This is a genomic window from Ewingella sp. C233 (genome assembly GCF_055407225.1).
Map to the genome: position 1 here is coordinate 2,399,462 of NZ_JBUZRI010000001.1, position 15,872 is coordinate 2,415,333.

The 15,872-nt window shown below is 50.7% G+C and carries 12 protein-coding genes; 5 read left to right on the forward strand and 7 right to left on the reverse strand.

Going from position 1 to position 15,872, the window contains the following annotated elements; all coding sequences use genetic code 11:
* Positions 1-6: 6 nt before the first annotated feature.
* Positions 7-564 carry a replication initiation negative regulator SeqA gene (seqA, locus tag ACZRKO_RS10855; RefSeq protein WP_463737190.1) on the reverse strand — a complete coding sequence of 186 codons (558 nt, stop codon included), beginning with the start codon at positions 562-564 and terminating at the stop codon, positions 7-9.
* A 240-nt stretch (positions 565-804) separates the two neighbouring features.
* Here seqA and ybfF point away from each other — a divergent pair, with 240 nt between their 5' ends.
* Both ybfF and ybfE read left to right on the forward strand, forming a co-directional pair.
* A complete protein-coding gene (ybfF, locus tag ACZRKO_RS10860; protein ID WP_463737531.1) occupies positions 805-1,587 on the forward strand; it encodes an esterase in 783 nt (260 codons plus the stop codon).
* 268 nt (positions 1,588-1,855) lie between these two features.
* A complete protein-coding gene (gene ybfE / locus ACZRKO_RS10865) occupies positions 1,856-2,137 on the forward strand; it encodes a LexA regulated protein (protein ID WP_463737191.1) in 282 nt (93 codons plus the stop codon).
* 68 nt (positions 2,138-2,205) lie between these two features.
* Here ybfE and ACZRKO_RS10870 read toward each other — a convergent pair whose 3' ends face one another.
* On the reverse strand, positions 2,206-3,870 hold the full coding sequence (locus ACZRKO_RS10870) for a methyl-accepting chemotaxis protein (protein WP_463737192.1): 1,665 nt from the start codon (positions 3,868-3,870) through the stop codon (positions 2,206-2,208).
* 429 nt (positions 3,871-4,299) lie between these two features.
* Here ACZRKO_RS10870 and fldA point away from each other — a divergent pair, with 429 nt between their 5' ends.
* Together fldA and fur are read left to right on the forward strand one after the other, a co-directional pair.
* On the forward strand, positions 4,300-4,827 hold the full coding sequence (gene fldA, locus ACZRKO_RS10875) for a flavodoxin FldA (protein WP_463737193.1): 528 nt from the start codon (positions 4,300-4,302) through the stop codon (positions 4,825-4,827).
* Positions 4,828-5,136: 309 nt separating this feature from the next.
* Positions 5,137-5,592 (forward strand): ferric iron uptake transcriptional regulator, encoded by a 456-nt coding sequence (gene fur / locus ACZRKO_RS10880; RefSeq protein ID WP_463737194.1) that lies wholly within the window; start codon positions 5,137-5,139, stop codon positions 5,590-5,592.
* A 150-nt stretch (positions 5,593-5,742) separates the two neighbouring features.
* On the opposite strand, the gene ACZRKO_RS10885 is transcribed toward fur, so the two are convergent.
* The 5 genes from ACZRKO_RS10885 to nagE all read right to left on the reverse strand — a co-directional run bounded on the left by ACZRKO_RS10885 (position 5,743) and on the right by nagE (position 14,670).
* Positions 5,743-8,424 carry a beta-N-acetylhexosaminidase gene (locus ACZRKO_RS10885; RefSeq protein ID WP_463737195.1) on the reverse strand — a complete coding sequence of 894 codons (2,682 nt, stop codon included), beginning with the start codon at positions 8,422-8,424 and terminating at the stop codon, positions 5,743-5,745.
* A gap of 13 nt (positions 8,425-8,437) precedes the next feature.
* Complete coding sequence (gene chiQ, locus ACZRKO_RS10890; protein ID WP_463737532.1) at positions 8,438-8,788, reverse strand: ChiQ/YbfN family lipoprotein; 351 nt, start codon at positions 8,786-8,788, stop codon at positions 8,438-8,440.
* Between the two features lie 41 nt (positions 8,789-8,829).
* The gene (chiP, locus tag ACZRKO_RS10895; protein ID WP_463737196.1) at positions 8,830-10,311 is read right to left on the reverse strand and encodes a chitoporin ChiP; all 1,482 of its coding nucleotides are present in this window, start codon (positions 10,309-10,311) and stop codon (positions 8,830-8,832) included.
* 469 nt (positions 10,312-10,780) lie between these two features.
* Positions 10,781-12,451, reverse strand: a complete 1,671-nt coding sequence (glnS, locus tag ACZRKO_RS10900; RefSeq protein ID WP_463737197.1) for a glutamine--tRNA ligase — start codon at positions 12,449-12,451, stop codon at positions 10,781-10,783.
* Positions 12,452-12,633: 182 nt separating this feature from the next.
* On the reverse strand, positions 12,634-14,670 hold the full coding sequence (gene nagE, locus ACZRKO_RS10905; protein ID WP_463737533.1) for an N-acetylglucosamine-specific PTS transporter subunit IIBC: 2,037 nt from the start codon (positions 14,668-14,670) through the stop codon (positions 12,634-12,636).
* Positions 14,671-15,029: 359 nt separating this feature from the next.
* On the opposite strand from nagE, the gene nagB reads away from it, so the two are divergent.
* Positions 15,030-15,833, forward strand: coding sequence for a glucosamine-6-phosphate deaminase (nagB, locus tag ACZRKO_RS10910; protein WP_463737198.1), 804 nt, complete (start codon positions 15,030-15,032; stop codon positions 15,831-15,833).
* Positions 15,834-15,872 lie beyond the last annotated feature (39 nt).

Sequence of the window (15,872 nt, forward strand, 5' to 3'; positions counted from 1 at the left end):
CTGAAATTAGAGGGTACCGCACACTTTGTCAGTCAGTTCCGCGGGGAACTGCATCAATTGCATGATGTGTTCGATCATGCTGCGTTTGCGGCCTGTGTTGGTATTCGTGATAACCCAATACGGCGTTCCGGGAACGTGTTTAGGTTTGGTATGGATTCCGTTTTGCAGCAATGTCTGCTGGTCACCGGCGAAATAGGTACGCGTGCGGCCACGAAGAGAATCAGTCGCGGCAGCGAATTCTTTAGGGCTCAGGCAATACAGCGTAGACAGAACCAGCATGAAACGATTTACCGCTTTAGTCTGCTCTGCATACTCATCAGAAAGCAGTAATTCACGTACTGCACGGACTTTATCGCGAGCAGTATTAGCGGCGACGGCTGGCGCTTTTTCCTGGGCAGCGGCACCCGAAACCGGTGCGCCCGCAGCGGCAGGTGTGGACTTCACTTCCTGACCGGCAGAAAACTTCAGCATACGGCGCAAAATATCCGACGCTGTTTCACCGATATGCTGCGTATGGCTGGCAATATAGCGGTAGAGTTCTTCGTCAACCTCAATAGTTTTCATCTTTTTCCAGTACTGTTTTTTCTACTTAATTTGTTCAAAAGGATTATACAAATTTCTACGCGTTTACGAACAGGGGAATTGTGCCGCGAAGCAAAAAGCAGAATTATTACCTTTCGCTGCATGCTGGCCCCGGCCTGTTCTGCTCCACGTAGTGAAATCCCGCTCAGGCATCTGGCAGAAAACTTTCCGTTTTAAAAATTATCCGCCACTCATGATAACCTAATGAGATTGTTTATCTGCATGAAGTTCACCATGAAATTACATTATCGCCTGCAAGAATCTGCCACACCTGATAGCGAAACCTTACCGGTTTTGCTGATCCACGGTTTGTTCGGCACGCTGGACAACCTCGGCGTTCTGGCCCGCGACCTGAAACAACAGCATAGCGTGTTGCAGGTTGATATGCGTAATCACGGCCAGTCTGAAAGGTCAGACGAGATGTCCTACGCCGCAATGGCGCGGGATTTACTGGAAACTATGGATGACGCCGGTTTCCAAAAAGCCATTGTTATCGGCCACTCCATGGGCGGTAAAGCCGCGATGGCGATGACGGCGCTGGCGCCGGAGCGTGTTGCCAAACTGGTGGTGATTGACGTCGCCCCGGTGGATTACCAGACGCGCCGACATGATGAAATTTTTGCCGCCGTTAATGCGGTTACCGATGCCGGTGCGACAGAGCGAAGCGCGGCAGCAGAGCGCATGCGCGAGTATATAAAAGAAGAAGGTGTGATTCAGTTCCTGCTCAAATCATTCCAGCAGGGCGAATGGCGCTTTAATGTGCCGGTGCTGATGGCGGAATATGACAAGATCACCGGCTGGGAGAACATCCCTGCGTGGCCACATCCGGCGCTGTTTATCCGCGGAGGTCTGTCGCCTTATGTACAGGACAAATATCGCGACGCCATTGCCAGCCAGTTTCCGCAGGCGCGGGCACATGTCGTCGCCGGAACCGGTCATTGGGTTCATGCCGAAAAACCCGAAGCCGTGCTGCGTGCTGTACACCGTTTCATCGATGAAGCCTGATCTGGGATAAGCTGGGGATAAATTGTGCAAAAAGGCTGCATAACTTAGTCACTTAGCCATAATTCCGGGCTTTTAACCGTTGTGAACCCCGGTGCGGCTGGGGTATGATTGCGCGCTGAAATTTTGCCCCCGCAGAAAGGCGTTTACTGCGCCGAAGCGTTTTGTGGGAGGCAAGAAGGGTTAGGGTGTTTAGCCCGAAATATGTAAGGCAATCGTCTGAAACGGCGTGCCGTTTTCCGATGTAACTTCCCTGGTTTTACCGCTACCTATGGCAAAAGAACAACTGGATCGCACGACGCTAGATCTGTTCGCAGATGATCGCCGTCCGGGGCGTCCGAAAACAAATCCGCTTTCCCGCGATGAACAGCTCAGAATCAACAAGCGTAACCAGCTGCGCCGTGATAAAGCGAGTGGCTTGCGACGCGTAGAGCTGAAAATGAACGCCGATGCCGTTGATACACTCAACAAGCTGGCGGAAGAACGCAATATCAGTCGCAGCGAACTGATTGAAGAGATGCTGCTCGCACATCTTAACGGTCAGAATAGCTAACACGAAAGCGGGTAGCCGTTTCCGGTACCCGCACGTTTTTCTTCCCTGATGTTCAGCACACTTCCTTCTTAAAACGTTTCCCAATTCTCACTGTTTCTGCCATCTGCCAATGCGGTTTGCGGGCGCAATAAAGGCGATTTATTTGCTGCGGCTGCCTTCTGGCTGACCCTCGTCACGCTGTCTTTAAGCTTAAATGTCGCGACGGCGTTATTGAGCAGTGATGCCTGCTCTTCCAGCGAAACGGCTGCCTGTGATGCCTCTTCCACCAGCGCGGCATTCTGCTGAGTGACGCTATCCATCTGTGTCACTGCAATAGCAACCTGACTGATCCCTTTACTCTGCTCATCCGATGCCGAGGCGATTTCAGCCATAATATCAGTAACATGTGTTATCGAGCGCACCACGTCATCCATGGTTGAACCGGCGTTTTCCACCAGTTTTGAGCCGCTGTCGACTCTGGATACTGACTCGCTGATCAGCTGTTCAATCTCTTTGGCGGCCTGCGCGCTGCGCTGAGCCAAATTACGCACTTCGCTGGCAACCACGGCAAAACCGCGCCCCTGTTCGCCCGCACGCGCGGCTTCTACTGCGGCATTGAGCGCCAGAATGTTGGTCTGGAAAGCAATGCTGTTAATGACGGAGGTGATCTCAGCAATCTTCTTCGAGCTGCCTGAGATCTCTTTCATGGTACTGACCACATCGGCCACGATGTTGCCGCCTTTACGGGCCGTGGCAGAGGCTTCCACCACCAGTTGGCTGGCGTGATGGGCGTTGTCGGCATTATGTTTCACGGTCGCGGTGAGTTGCTCCATGCTGGCCGCCGTCTCTTCGAGAGCGGAAGCTTGTTGCTCGGTGCGCGAGGAGAGATCGTTGTTTCCTGCAGAAATTTCGGACGCTCCCTGATAAATGTTATTGGTACAGTTACGGATAGTTTGCACGGTATTGATCAGGCTGCCTTGCATGGCGTTGAGCAGCGGGATGAGTTTTCCGGCGCAGTTCTTGCCGAACTCTTCCAGATCATGCGTCAGGTCACCCCGGGCAATGACCGCAAACTGGTCGCGGATCTTGTTCAGCGGATTGACCAGTCCCCAGACCAGATAGCGATCGGTTAGGAAGAGGATCACAATGCCCAGACCAAACGCGACTAACAGGATGATTTTGCTCATCCGGGTCAGGCGGCTGGATTCCTGTTCCGATTTCTGTAGCGCACTGGCGATCAGACCATTGACCTTCTCAACTGAGGCACCAAATTTGACGCTCAGAGGAACCACCGACACATTGGAAATCTGCTTGTATGCCTCAACGTTTTTACTGCGGGCGGCATTAAACAGTGGCGTCGCGCCCTGCTCTGCCAATGCAGACCAGTCAGTGACCAGCTCCTGTACCACCGCATCATCCAGCCCCGGATGGGCCGTGTTTTTAAACGCTGCCAGCGCCTGAGTCATGTTCATCAGCGCCAGTTTTGCGCTGTCGAAGATTTCAGGGCCTTTCGTCGGATCATCCTGAAGCATAGCCATCGCACGGGTCAGACGGGTTTGTGAACGGAAATACTGGTCGCTGCCTTTATGTACCAGTGTCAGATCATTGACTAAGGCGACGTTAATTTCAGCATTTTTGGTCAGTGAGTTAAGTGAAGAAATGGTGTAGATCGCAACGCAAGCCCACATGACGCAAAAAACGCCAAGGATCCCTAACATCGCTTTCCTGATGGTAATGTTTTTCAAAAATTGCACAATGTGCCTCTCGTGAAACGTTTACGTTTCTTTTTATGAGATTAACGGGGATGCAGAGAATCAAACAGATCACCGTCTGGCATCAGCCCGGGACATGGTTGAACACCTCTCCGGGCATCGATTTCTTTATTATGTTGAGATTCCTCTCGCATCTTCTATCGGCGCTACATGAGTAAAATTTAGGACCAAGGTGAAATTATTTCACAATTGCGAATAACCAGATTTCCAGCAGGGACAAGGCTTATATCCCTACAAAGGGCATAAAACACACGAAGGCGATAACGCTTCGCATTAATGCCCGATAGACTTATTGTCCGATCCGTACTGGGATGCACAGGCATATTCTCCAGGCGGCGAGTTTGCTATTATCTGCAGCATTACTGCCTGCTATGCAGAGCACTTCATTGAGAACAAGAGGTTAGAAATCTTATGGCCGTAGTAGGAATCTTCTTTGGATCCGATACAGGTAACACCGAAAACATCGCTAAAATGATCCAAAAGCAGCTGGGTAAAGACGTTGCCGAGATACATGACATCGCCAAAAGCAGCAAAGAGGATCTGGAAAAATTCGATATTTTGCTGATCGGCATTCCTACCTGGTATTACGGTGAAGCACAGTGTGACTGGGACGACTTTTTCCCAACGCTGGAAGAGATAGATTTCGAAGGTAAGCTGGTTGCTCTGTTTGGCTGTGGTGACCAGGAAGATTATGCCGAGTATTTCTGTGACGCGATGGGCACCGTGCGTGACATCATCGAGCCACGCGGCGCGGTGATCGTCGGTCACTGGCCAACGGCCGGTTACCACTTCGAAGCTTCTAAAGGTCTGGCTGATGACAAACATTTCATCGGTCTGGCCATTGACGAAGATCGTCAACCTGAACTGACCAACGAACGTGTGGATGGCTGGGTTAAGCAGATTTCAGCAGAGTTGAGTTTGGCAGAGATTATTGGCTAAGCCTGAATTGGCCCTGACGAACTGGCGAAATGATCGAACGACAGGATACCGCTCCTGAGTGATTGATTCTCCATTGAAAGGGCCAAACTATTACTGAAATTAACAATTTAACCGCTACAAAATTGTAACTTTCTTCGGTATCAAGGTACACTAAGTTTAGGTGTTTTTTCTATTGATCAAGCCGTTGCGATCTTTTCGCTATGGCAATGAAAGATGCGATCTTTGTTAACAGACTACCGTTTCATCATGAACCGCCATCACAGGCTTCATGCCTCAACGTGATTACCATAGTAACAGGACTGAATCCGCATGACTGACAACAATACCGCACTGAAGAAAGCTGGCTTAAAAGTCACGCTTCCGCGACTTAAGATCCTGGAAGTGCTGCAAGCGCCGGAAGGTCATCACGTCAGTGCGGAAGATTTATACAAGCAACTGATTGATATGGGTGAAGAAATTGGTCTTGCGACGGTTTACCGCGTACTGAACCAGTTTGATGATGCCGGGATCGTGACCCGTCACAACTTCGAAGGGGGAAAATCTGTTTTCGAACTGACCCAGCAACATCACCATGATCACCTGATCTGCCTGGATTGTGGCCGTGTGATCGAATTCCGTGATGAGTACATCGAAGGACGTCAGCGCGAAATTGCCAAGAGACATGGCATCAAACTGACCAACCACAGTCTTTATCTTTACGGCCACTGCGAACTGGGTGACTGCCGCGAAGACGAAAACCTGCATAACGATAAACCTGCGCTGTAAGCCAGAATTTTGCCGTCATGCGTTCTGTCATGCAGAACATCCATTAACCGCTGAAAAGCGGTTTTTTTATGCCTGCGGTTTCATGTCACCATTACCGCAGACATAAAAAAACCCCGGCAAGCCGGGGTCTGATAAGGCAGAGATTCAGTGTCAGACTTTGCCGTCAACGTGTTCAGCACGGCTGAAACGTTTGCCGTCGGCGGACGCGGAGCGAACCCAAACATCGCCGCTGACCTGTGGTTTTTGTGCGTCATCGTAACGCTGCCACTGCTTGCCGCCATCCAGTGAATACTCAATAGCCAGCCCCGGCAGCGAAACGTTGGCCTCCAGTTTCCCTCCCGCAACGCGGGCTCCCGGCACCGGCAGACGGTAAGCGACACCGGCCGCATCCATCTTCGGCAATTCACGCTGGCCCATCAGGTTCGCGAACAGCAGCCACTCTTTATGCAGCGCCTCAGTGTTAACGTGATGCGTTTTACCACCAGAGAATTCACGCCCGGCTTTATAATCCATTTCCCAGTCCGCACGGTGCCATGCGCGCTCAGCCAGTGGCAGCAGACGCGGATAGATCATGTACTCCATACGATCATCGGTGCGGACCACTTCGCTCCATAGCTGCGCGGAGATCCCGTGAGCACCTGGCCACGCTTTATCGCTTTTCGCTTCGAAGGCGTTGCCGTCGCGGTCAACCGAGGTTTCGGCGTTCTGCGGCAGGTTGTCCGGCGCAAAGCTGAACACTTTAGCTTCGTCACTGAAACGCGTGCCCCAGTAGTACCCTTTTTCCTGCGGATTCACTTCATACGGGAAATCGAAGTAGACGTAGTCCGGGTTAGAAATAACCACTTCATAACCTTTGTTGGCCCAGTCGTTTGCTGTGTCAAAACCGCCCCAGTAGAGGGTATCCCAGAAGTTTACACCGGTACGTTTAGTCGCGAACGAGGAAGCGTCTTTGGCATCTTTCAGACCATCCTGCCAGGCCTGCATTTTCTCAATACCGTGGGCATTCACCAGCTTGCTGACTTCAACCGCGAAGTAGCTTGGCAAGTGCTCAACGTCCTGCACTTTGCCCTCTTTTACCATCGCCTGGCAAACCTGGGATTGCGCCCAGGGTTTGTCCTGCTTGCTCAGATCAATAATGCCTTTACCCGGTTCGATTTTGCCATTTTTGTCCTGATAGCCTGGGCCGAGGAAGATATTTTTGGCTTCATCGCCACCAAAATGCCAGGTGGTTAACGGCTGCCCAGCGGCTTTATGCATGCCAGCGATTTCGCCAATCACTTTATCAACAAAGCGTTTTGACGAATCCAGACATGGGTTCAGATAACCGTGACGATCGTAGAACTGTACGCCGGTGGTGTTAGACGTATCGGTAGGGTCCAGCAGGCGGAACTCGTTAGCCTCTTTCTCCTTACCTTCTTCCATGAGTTTTTTATAGCGCGCTTCCATCGAGATCACAGCGGCACGGGCGTGTGCTGGCATATCGATTTCAGGAATAACCTCAATCTGGCGCGCCTTAGCGTACTTCACGATGTCGATATAATCCTGACGCGAGAAGAAACCGCTGCCGTTATTGGTGCTATCCGGCCCTGAACCCAGTTGCGGTAACAGGCATGTCGTTTCTGTCAGGTCGTGACAGCGCTTACCGCCAACTTCCGTTAGCTCCGGCAGGCCCGGAATTTCGATACGCCATCCTTCATCATCACTGAGATGGAAGTGGAAAGTATTCAGCTTATAAGCCGACATTTGATCCAGCAGGCGTAATACAGCCGCTTTGGTGTGGAAGTTGCGCCCCACGTCGAGGAAAATCGCACGGTAATCAAAGCGCGGTGCATCTTTGGCGTCAAGCTGGGCAATTTTTTTGCTGCCGTCAGACGGTACCAAACTCAGGATCGATTGCAGACCATAAAATACCCCTGCCTGATCATAACCCGTTATTTCAGCGCCTTTCTTGCCGACATTCAGAATATACGCACCAGAAACAGCCTGTTTCCCGGCAAACTTAGCCTTAGAAATTTGCGTATGAATCGGGTATCCCGACGGATTTTCAGCAATACCCAACAGGTTGAAGCGTTTGATGACCGCATCGGCCGCCGGTTTTTCCAGCGCGGTGAGATCCAACGCGACACCTTTGGCGAGGTCAACATCACCGGCATGGATCTTAACTTCCAGCGGCGTGGGCACTATCTGCCCGCGCAGCGTTGCAGCCGGTAATACTGCCAGCGTTTCGTTCTTCACAAAACGGCTGGCAGGTGTCATCAGCACGTTGTTATCGGTGGAGGTACGTTTCCACTGATCGCCTTTAAACGGCGTAATAAACTGATGTAAATCTTCGGTATCGGTATTGGTCAGCACTTTTGGCTGAGCATTGCCGGAAGTCGCATACCAGCGCGGGATCAGGTCACTTTCGAACAGCTGCCAGTATTCACCGACAATCGGAATGGTGACGGTCTGATTGGCCGCAAAACCGGTAAACTTATCGGTCGGTTCAAGTTTGTGCAGATCACCGGTGATGCGCGTGATCGTGAACTGATCGTTATCCACTTTTAAAATGCGGCGCACGTTATGGAAATAGATCGCCCAGTCTTTGGCTTTGATCTCCTGACCGGCGTTGGTCAGCGTGATGGTGGCCGTATTACAAGATGCCCAGTCGGCACCCAGCACGCTGCAATGGGTCCCATGCTCTCCGGCCTGATTATCCTGCAGCGCATAGTTCACTTTTAACTGGCTAAGTTGATCCACCAGCTTTTGGTCAGCCATCGCACTGCCGGCTCCGCCAAGCATGCCCCCCATCAGGGTGGCGACAGCCAGCGCTTTTATTTTTAATTTCCCCATCTCAGCATCATCCTTAATTTGTTGGCGCAGGCGAATTGTTCGCTCTGATTTCCTGCCAGATTTTTCCGCAATCTTGCGCATAGGCTTGGCCATCACCGGTCTTACGTGCAGTCAGGCAACGCTGGTAATCCACGACGCGAACGGTTTCTTTCTCAGCAAAGGCTTGATGCTCTTTGATGGTTTTTAGCTGTTCAAGTATCGCCTGGCAGGTGGCGAGTTTGTCCGGTGCACCATCTGCGGTGTTAATACAGTTACTGTACGACTGGCGTAATTTTGCTTTTTCCGCTTTTTCTGCAGAAGCTGACGGATCCGCACAAGCGCTCAGTACCGCGACCGCAGCCAACATAAACAAACCATTTTTGATTGATTTCATTTTCATAGTATTTTTCATCACGACAGCGGGCCTCAGAAGATAGTGAACGGAGCGATGACGATAAACTTCACGTCTTTCTCATCCTGGAAGATATTGCCGTAACCGCCGCCCCAGCTTGGGATGTCGGAATGGTTGTCGTATTGCGTGTAGTGCAGTTTGAATAAGGTGCCTTTGGCACGACCTTCCTGAATGGTGTACAGGCCATCCAGACTCCAGGCGCTCTCTTTCAGGCGTTGGCTTTGGTCATACATCGGGTTGCTGCTAGGTTTGGCATCCCAGGCGTAGACGTAGGAACCGCCGACGGCCAGACCAGGAAGATCCCACTTAGCCAGGTCGTAAAGCACACCGGCATAGACGGCTTTCTCGCCGTTGGCGTTGAAGTCTGAGCGGTTATCCCACCACACATCAAGGCGTCCATTAGAGGAGGAATAGGTTGGTGTCATGCGTTGCAGGAAGTAGCCCTGATTACCATCAGCCTTGACCATCGTCCCTTCCAGGCGCCAGTTAAACTGACCGGTGGTGTAGCCGAAAGTCAGCGCCTGCAACCACGCCAGACCGTCATACAGACTGTTCGGATCGTTCTGGTTGTTGATGCGGTCTTCCGCACCGTAGAACTGGTAGCTGGTGGTCAGCGGGTTACCCGCCAATTCCATTTTATAAGAGGCTTTAGCGAAGTATTGATCGACGTAGCTTTCAGCCTGGCCGTAAGCCGCTTCCAGTACGACATCATTTTTGAAATCATATTTGGCGCCGAGGGAGTGGATGTAAGAGACGCCGGTTGTTTTATCGTTCTGACGGAAATCATCCATCTCCAGATGCCATGGTGACTTGTATTTGTCCGCCCACATATAGGAGAAACTCAGCTCACCTGGTTCGCCGAAATCATGCTTGTAACCGGCTTCAGCACCGCGATAGGTACCTGGCATAAAGCTCCAGTGTGGCGCAATCAGCGTTTGTCCTGTCGGCTGGATATAACCGGCGTGGCCCCAAAAGTCGCCATATTTAAATTTACCTGCCGCTTTATACAGGCTGACGCCGCCTTTATCACCGGAGTAATCTTCGTTATAAGCGTGGTTGCTGGAGGAAAATGCAATTTCGTTCGGATGACCGCTGTCACTGGCCTCAGCTAATTCAACGGCGGTAAACGCTGCGATGTCGAGCCCAAACATGTCCCAGGCATAGCCGGAGGAGAAGTCCAGATTCAGGTTAGCCGTGGAGTGTGAAAGATTAGTGGCGTACTTATTGTAATCGGGGTTGTTCACCGTCACTTTGCTGCCGTCGGGACGGGTTTCTTCTTTGGTTTTATTCAGGTCTTTACGGTCGCGTTCGCGCTGCCAGTAGTAGACGCCACCGGTGAGCGTTGAATCATCAATAAAGCCCGCAGCCTGCACGTCAGGCGTGGCCATCATACCGCCGCCAAGTAACGTACCGGCAAGTGCTAAGGCGACAGGTTTTATTCTGGCTGGCGGGTTCAGGCCAGCCGCAGCCCTGCCCCCGTTAAGGTGCTTAGACATAGTAAATCCTCTTTGACATGTAAAGTTAACGCAAACCCAAACGGGTAACAGACCGGACGCCAATCAGCGAAACCGGTACAAGAAGCAAGGTTAAGACTATTTTTCGCGACGCGAATTATCAATCGGTAATTTAAGATTAATATCTGAAACATGACAAAGTGCACATAAATGTGTATTTCTGTTACAGATTAAGAAAACAGCTAAAACATGCAAAACAAGGAGAGGTAAATTAATTAAATCAGATAGATAACTTCAAATCGACGTCATTAAAGCGCCTTTTACTGAAATATATCGAAAATGAGAGCATTTCTACAGAAGAGGTTTAAACGGTATTAATTCGCGTGGAAAATTATAATTTTGCTTTTTATCATCCAATCATTGCAGATAAAACAGAACGCACAGGCAGAATTTCAACGAAAAAAACGCAGCCGTAGCTGCGTTTTTTTCGTACGGTGATCACAGAGAGTAATCAAACAGCAGGTTTGCTTTCCCAGGTATCACGCAGACCTACGGTGCGGTTAAACACCAAATGGTCAGCGCTGGAATAGCGGTTATCAGCACAGAAATAACCTTCACGTTCGAACTGGAAACTCACTTCAGGCTGAGCGTCACCCAAACCAGGCTCAACAAAGCCCTGCGCAATGACCAGAGATTCCGGATTGATTGTCGTCAGGAAATCTTCTGCCTGTGCCGGGTTCGCTACGCTGAACAGACGGTCATACAGGCGGAATTCAGCCGGTTTGCCTTCTGTCGCTGAAACCCAGTGGATAACACCTTTAACCTTGCGGCCATCGGCAGGATCTTTGCTCAATGTATCAACATCATAGCTACAGAAAATGGTCGTAATATTGCCATCGGCATCTTTTTCAACGCGCTCAGCTTTAATCACAAACGCATTACGCAGACGCACTTCTTTACCCAGCACCAGACGTTTGTACTGCTTATTCGCTTCTTCGCGGAAGTCAGCCTGATCGATGTAAATCTCCCGGGTAAACGGAACGTCACGGCTACCCATTTCCGGTTTGTTCGGATGGTTAGGCATTTTGACCATTTGCACCGCATCGCCGGTGAAGTTCTCAATCACGACTTTCACCGGATTGATCACGGCCATCGCCCGCGGCGCATTTTCATTGAGGTCATCACGGATACAGGATTCCAGCGCCATCATCTCGACGTTGTTGTCCTGTTTCGTTACACCGATACGACGGCAGAATTCGCGGATAGACGCGGCGCTGTAGCCACGACGACGCAAACCTGACACCGTTGGCATACGCGGGTCATCCCAGCTCTCTACAACGTTCTCAGACACCAGCAATTGCAGCTTACGCTTGGACATGATGGCGTATTCGAGATTCAGACGGGAGAACTCGTACTGACGCGGGTGGCAAGGGATGGTGATGTTATCCAGTACCCAGTCATACAGACGGCGGTTGTCCTGGAATTCCAGCGTACAGAGCGAATGGGTGATCCCTTCCAGCGCATCGGAAATGCAATGGGTGAAATCGTACATCGGGTAGATGCACCATTTGTCGGCCGTCTGGTGATGATGGGCAAATTTAATACGGTAGATAACCGGGTCACGCATGACGAAGAACGGCGACGCCATGTCGATTTTAGCGCGCAGGCACGCAGCACCTTCGGCAAATTCACCGTTACGCATTTTGGCAAACAGTGCGATGTTCTCTTCCACACTGCGATCTCGATACGGGCTGTTTTTGCCCGGTGCCGTCAGCGAACCGCGGTATTCACGGATCTGATCCGGTGACAGTTCGTCAACGTAGGCCAGGCCTTTGTTGATAAGTTCCAGCGCATAGTCATGTAACTGATCAAAGTAGTTGGAAGAGTACTGAATCTCTCCGCTCCACTGGAAACCTAGCCACTGCACGTCATGCTTGATGGACTCAACGAATTCAATATCTTCTTTAGCCGGGTTGGTATCGTCAAAACGCAGGTTGCATTGCCCCTGATAGTCTTGCGCAATACCGAAATTCAGGCAGATAGACTTCGCATGGCCGATATGCAAATAACCATTTGGCTCAGGAGGAAAACGGGTATGGACCGTGTTGTGTTTCCCTGACGCCAGATCTTCATCGATAATCTGACGGATAAAATTTGTTGGGCGGGCTTCTGCCTCACTCATTATGCAATTCCTCTACGCGACATTGGCTCTACAGATAACCGCTTATGTTCCAACAAGCCACGTCGGGAAACAACCGTTAGTTACAGAAAATAGGGCTTAACCGGATTTGAAACAAAAAAACGGGAAGAGATTGCTCTCTTCCCGCTGCGGTTTGCTTCAAAACAGTTCTGCAAGACAGGGAATTATTTGCCCTGGATGTCGAACAGCTTAGTCTGACCTGCCACCACTGAGCCAGTCGCCAGTGAAGCAACGCCTGAATAGTCGTCAATATTACTGACCACAACCGGGCTAATCATTGAACGGGCGTTGGCGTTCAGGAAGTCCAGATCCAATTCAAGTACAGGCTGACCGGCTTTCACCGTTGCGCCCTCTTCAACCAGACGGGTGAAGCCTTTGCCTCCCAGCGCAACGGTATCAATCCCCATATGCACCACAATCTCAGCGCCAGTGTCTGTTTCCAGACAGAAAGCGTGATTAGTGTTGAAGATTTTCACCACGGTGCCGTTAGCAGGAGAAACTACGGTTTTGTCAGTTGGGCGAATCGCCACACCGTCACCTACCGCTTTGCTGGCAAAGGCTTCATCAGGAACCTGTTCCAGCGCCACGATATCACCGGTCACCGGTGATACCAGCGTTTCAACTACTGTTTTAGGGCCGTTCGGCACGGCCTGAGGCTTTACGTCAGCCGCTGGCACAACAGGGGTTGCGGTTGCAGCAGCAATCGGGCCAGCCGTCATGGCAGTGCGCATTGCGCCTGCAATGATTTCAGCGCGCGTACCTACAATCACCTGAACGCTTTGTTTGTTCAGACGGATAACACCTGAAGCACCCAGGCGTTTAGCCAGGGAATCATTCACCAGCGCGGAGTCTTTCACGTTCAGACGCAGACGGGTGATACAAGCATCGATGCCGGTCAGGTTATCTGAACCGCCAATCGCGCTGATGTAACGACGCGCCAGAGCCACAGTTTCGTCAGTTTTATTACCACCAGATTCAACATCAACGTCATAACCGTCAGTTTCGTCACCGGCAACAGCCAGTTCACGACCTGGGGTCAACAGGTTGAATTTGTTGATGGTGAAGCGGAACACTACGTAGTAAATAACGAAGAACACCAGACCTTGTGGGATCAGCATGTACCAGTGGGTCGCCAGCGGGTTACGCGAGGAGAGCACCATATCCACCAGACCGGCGCTGAAGCCGAAACCGGCGATCCAATGCATGCTTGCAGCGATATACACGGAAATACCGGTCAGCACGGCGTGGATCACATAAAGAACCGGAGCCACGAACATGAAGGAGAATTCCAGCGGTTCGGTGATACCGGTGAAGAAGGCAGCAAACGCCCCCGCCATCATGATACCCAGTACTTTCGCTTTGTTCTCAGGACGTGCGCAGTGGTAGATAGCCAGTGCTGCACCCGGCAGACCGAACATCATGATCGGGAAGAAGCCCGCCTGATAACGACCAGTGATACCGACAACGGCTTTACCCGCTTCGATAGATTGCTGACCGCCCAGGAAGTTAGGGATATCATTGATACCGGCAACGTCAAACCAGAATACTGAGTTCAGCGCGTGGTGCAGACCGACCGGAATTAACAGACGGTTGAAGAACGCGTAGATACCCGCACCGGCAGAGCCGAGTTTTTGGATGTGCTCACCGAAGCTCACCAGACCGTTGAAGACCACCGGCCAGATGTACATCAGGATGAAGGCAACCAGGATCATCAGGAAAGAGACCAGGATTGGCACCAAACGGCGACCGCTGAAGAACGACAGCGCTTTAGGCAGTTCAACGTGACTGAAGCGGTTGTAGACTTCGGCAGAGATGATACCCACCAGGATGCCCACGAACTGGTTCTCAATCTTGCCAAAGGCGGCAGGAACCTGATCGAGAGGAATTTTCTGAATCATTGATACAGCAGCCGGTGAACACAATGTGGTCACGACCAGGAACCCGACAAAACCGGTCAGTGCAGCCGCTCCGTCTTTGTCTTTAGACATACCGTAAGCCACACCAATGGCGAACAGAACCGACATATGTTCAATAATTGCCGAACCGGACTTTATGAAAAGTGCCGCCAGTGCATTGTCACCACCCCAACTTACCGGGTCGATCCAATAGCCAACGCCCATTAAAATGGCCGCGGCGGGCAGCGTAGCGACCGGAACCATCAAGGCTCGACCGACTTTTTGCAAGTAACTAAGAATGTTCAACATTTCCCCCTATTCGCCCAAAGCGAATCACCTAAGTAGTTTAATAACTATGGTTACTACCTTTATAAAAACCTTATAGAAAATCTGAATTCACCAACTGCACTGCCGAGTGTAAAAAAATTATTTCGTATCGCAAATTAAATCCTCCTTTTTTGTGATAATTGTCACCAAAAAACAGTCTTAACAGGCCACAACACTGGTCAACATACAAAACTTATTTTATCATTAAAAAAATCTAGGTGGTTTTATGCCACTCCGCAAACCTGAAGTCTGGTTTACGCTTACAATGATGAACTTTTGAACCACAGCTTTAGAATCCCATACAGTATATTCAAGTTCTGAAAACTAAGAGGTGTGTAATGCGATTAATTCCTTTAAATAACACGACCGAAGTTGGCAAATGGGCAGCACGTCATATCGTTGAACGTATTAATGCTTTCAAGCCAACTGCAGAGCGTCCTTTTGTTTTGGGCCTGCCTACCGGCGGTACGCCGCTTGAAGCCTACAAACACCTTGTTGCTATGCACAAAGCGGGCCAGATCAGCTTCAAAAACGTGGTAACCTTCAATATGGATGAATATGTGGGTCTGCCGCAGGAACACCCTGAGAGCTACCACACTTTCATGTACAACAACTTCTTCAATCACGTTGACATTCCTAAAGAAAACATAAACTTGCTCAACGGTAATGCACCGGATGTGAATGAAGAGTGCCGTCAGTACGAAGAAAAAATTAAGTCGTACGGCAAAATCAACCTGTTCATGGGTGGCGTGGGTAACGATGGCCACATCGCGTTCAACGAACCGGCTTCCTCTCTGGCTTCACGCACCCGTATCAAAACGCTGACCCACGATACCCGTATCGCTAACTCACGTTTCTTCGATAACGATGTTTCTCAGGTGCCAAAATTTGCCCTGACCGTCGGTGTGGGTACACTGCTGGATGCCGAAGAAGTGATGATCCTGGTTACCGGTCATGCGAAAGCGCAAGCACTGGCGGCCGCTGTGGAAGGCAATATTAACCACATGTGGACCATCAGCTGTCTGCAGCTGCACGCCAAAGCGGTTGTCGTTTGTGATGAGCCTTCCACCATGGAACTCAAAATGAAAACCGTTAAGTATTTCCGCGAGTTAGAAGCGGAAAGCATGAAAGGTCTTAACTAACAAATTATGCCCAAAGCCAGTCACGTTGCGGCAAGGCGG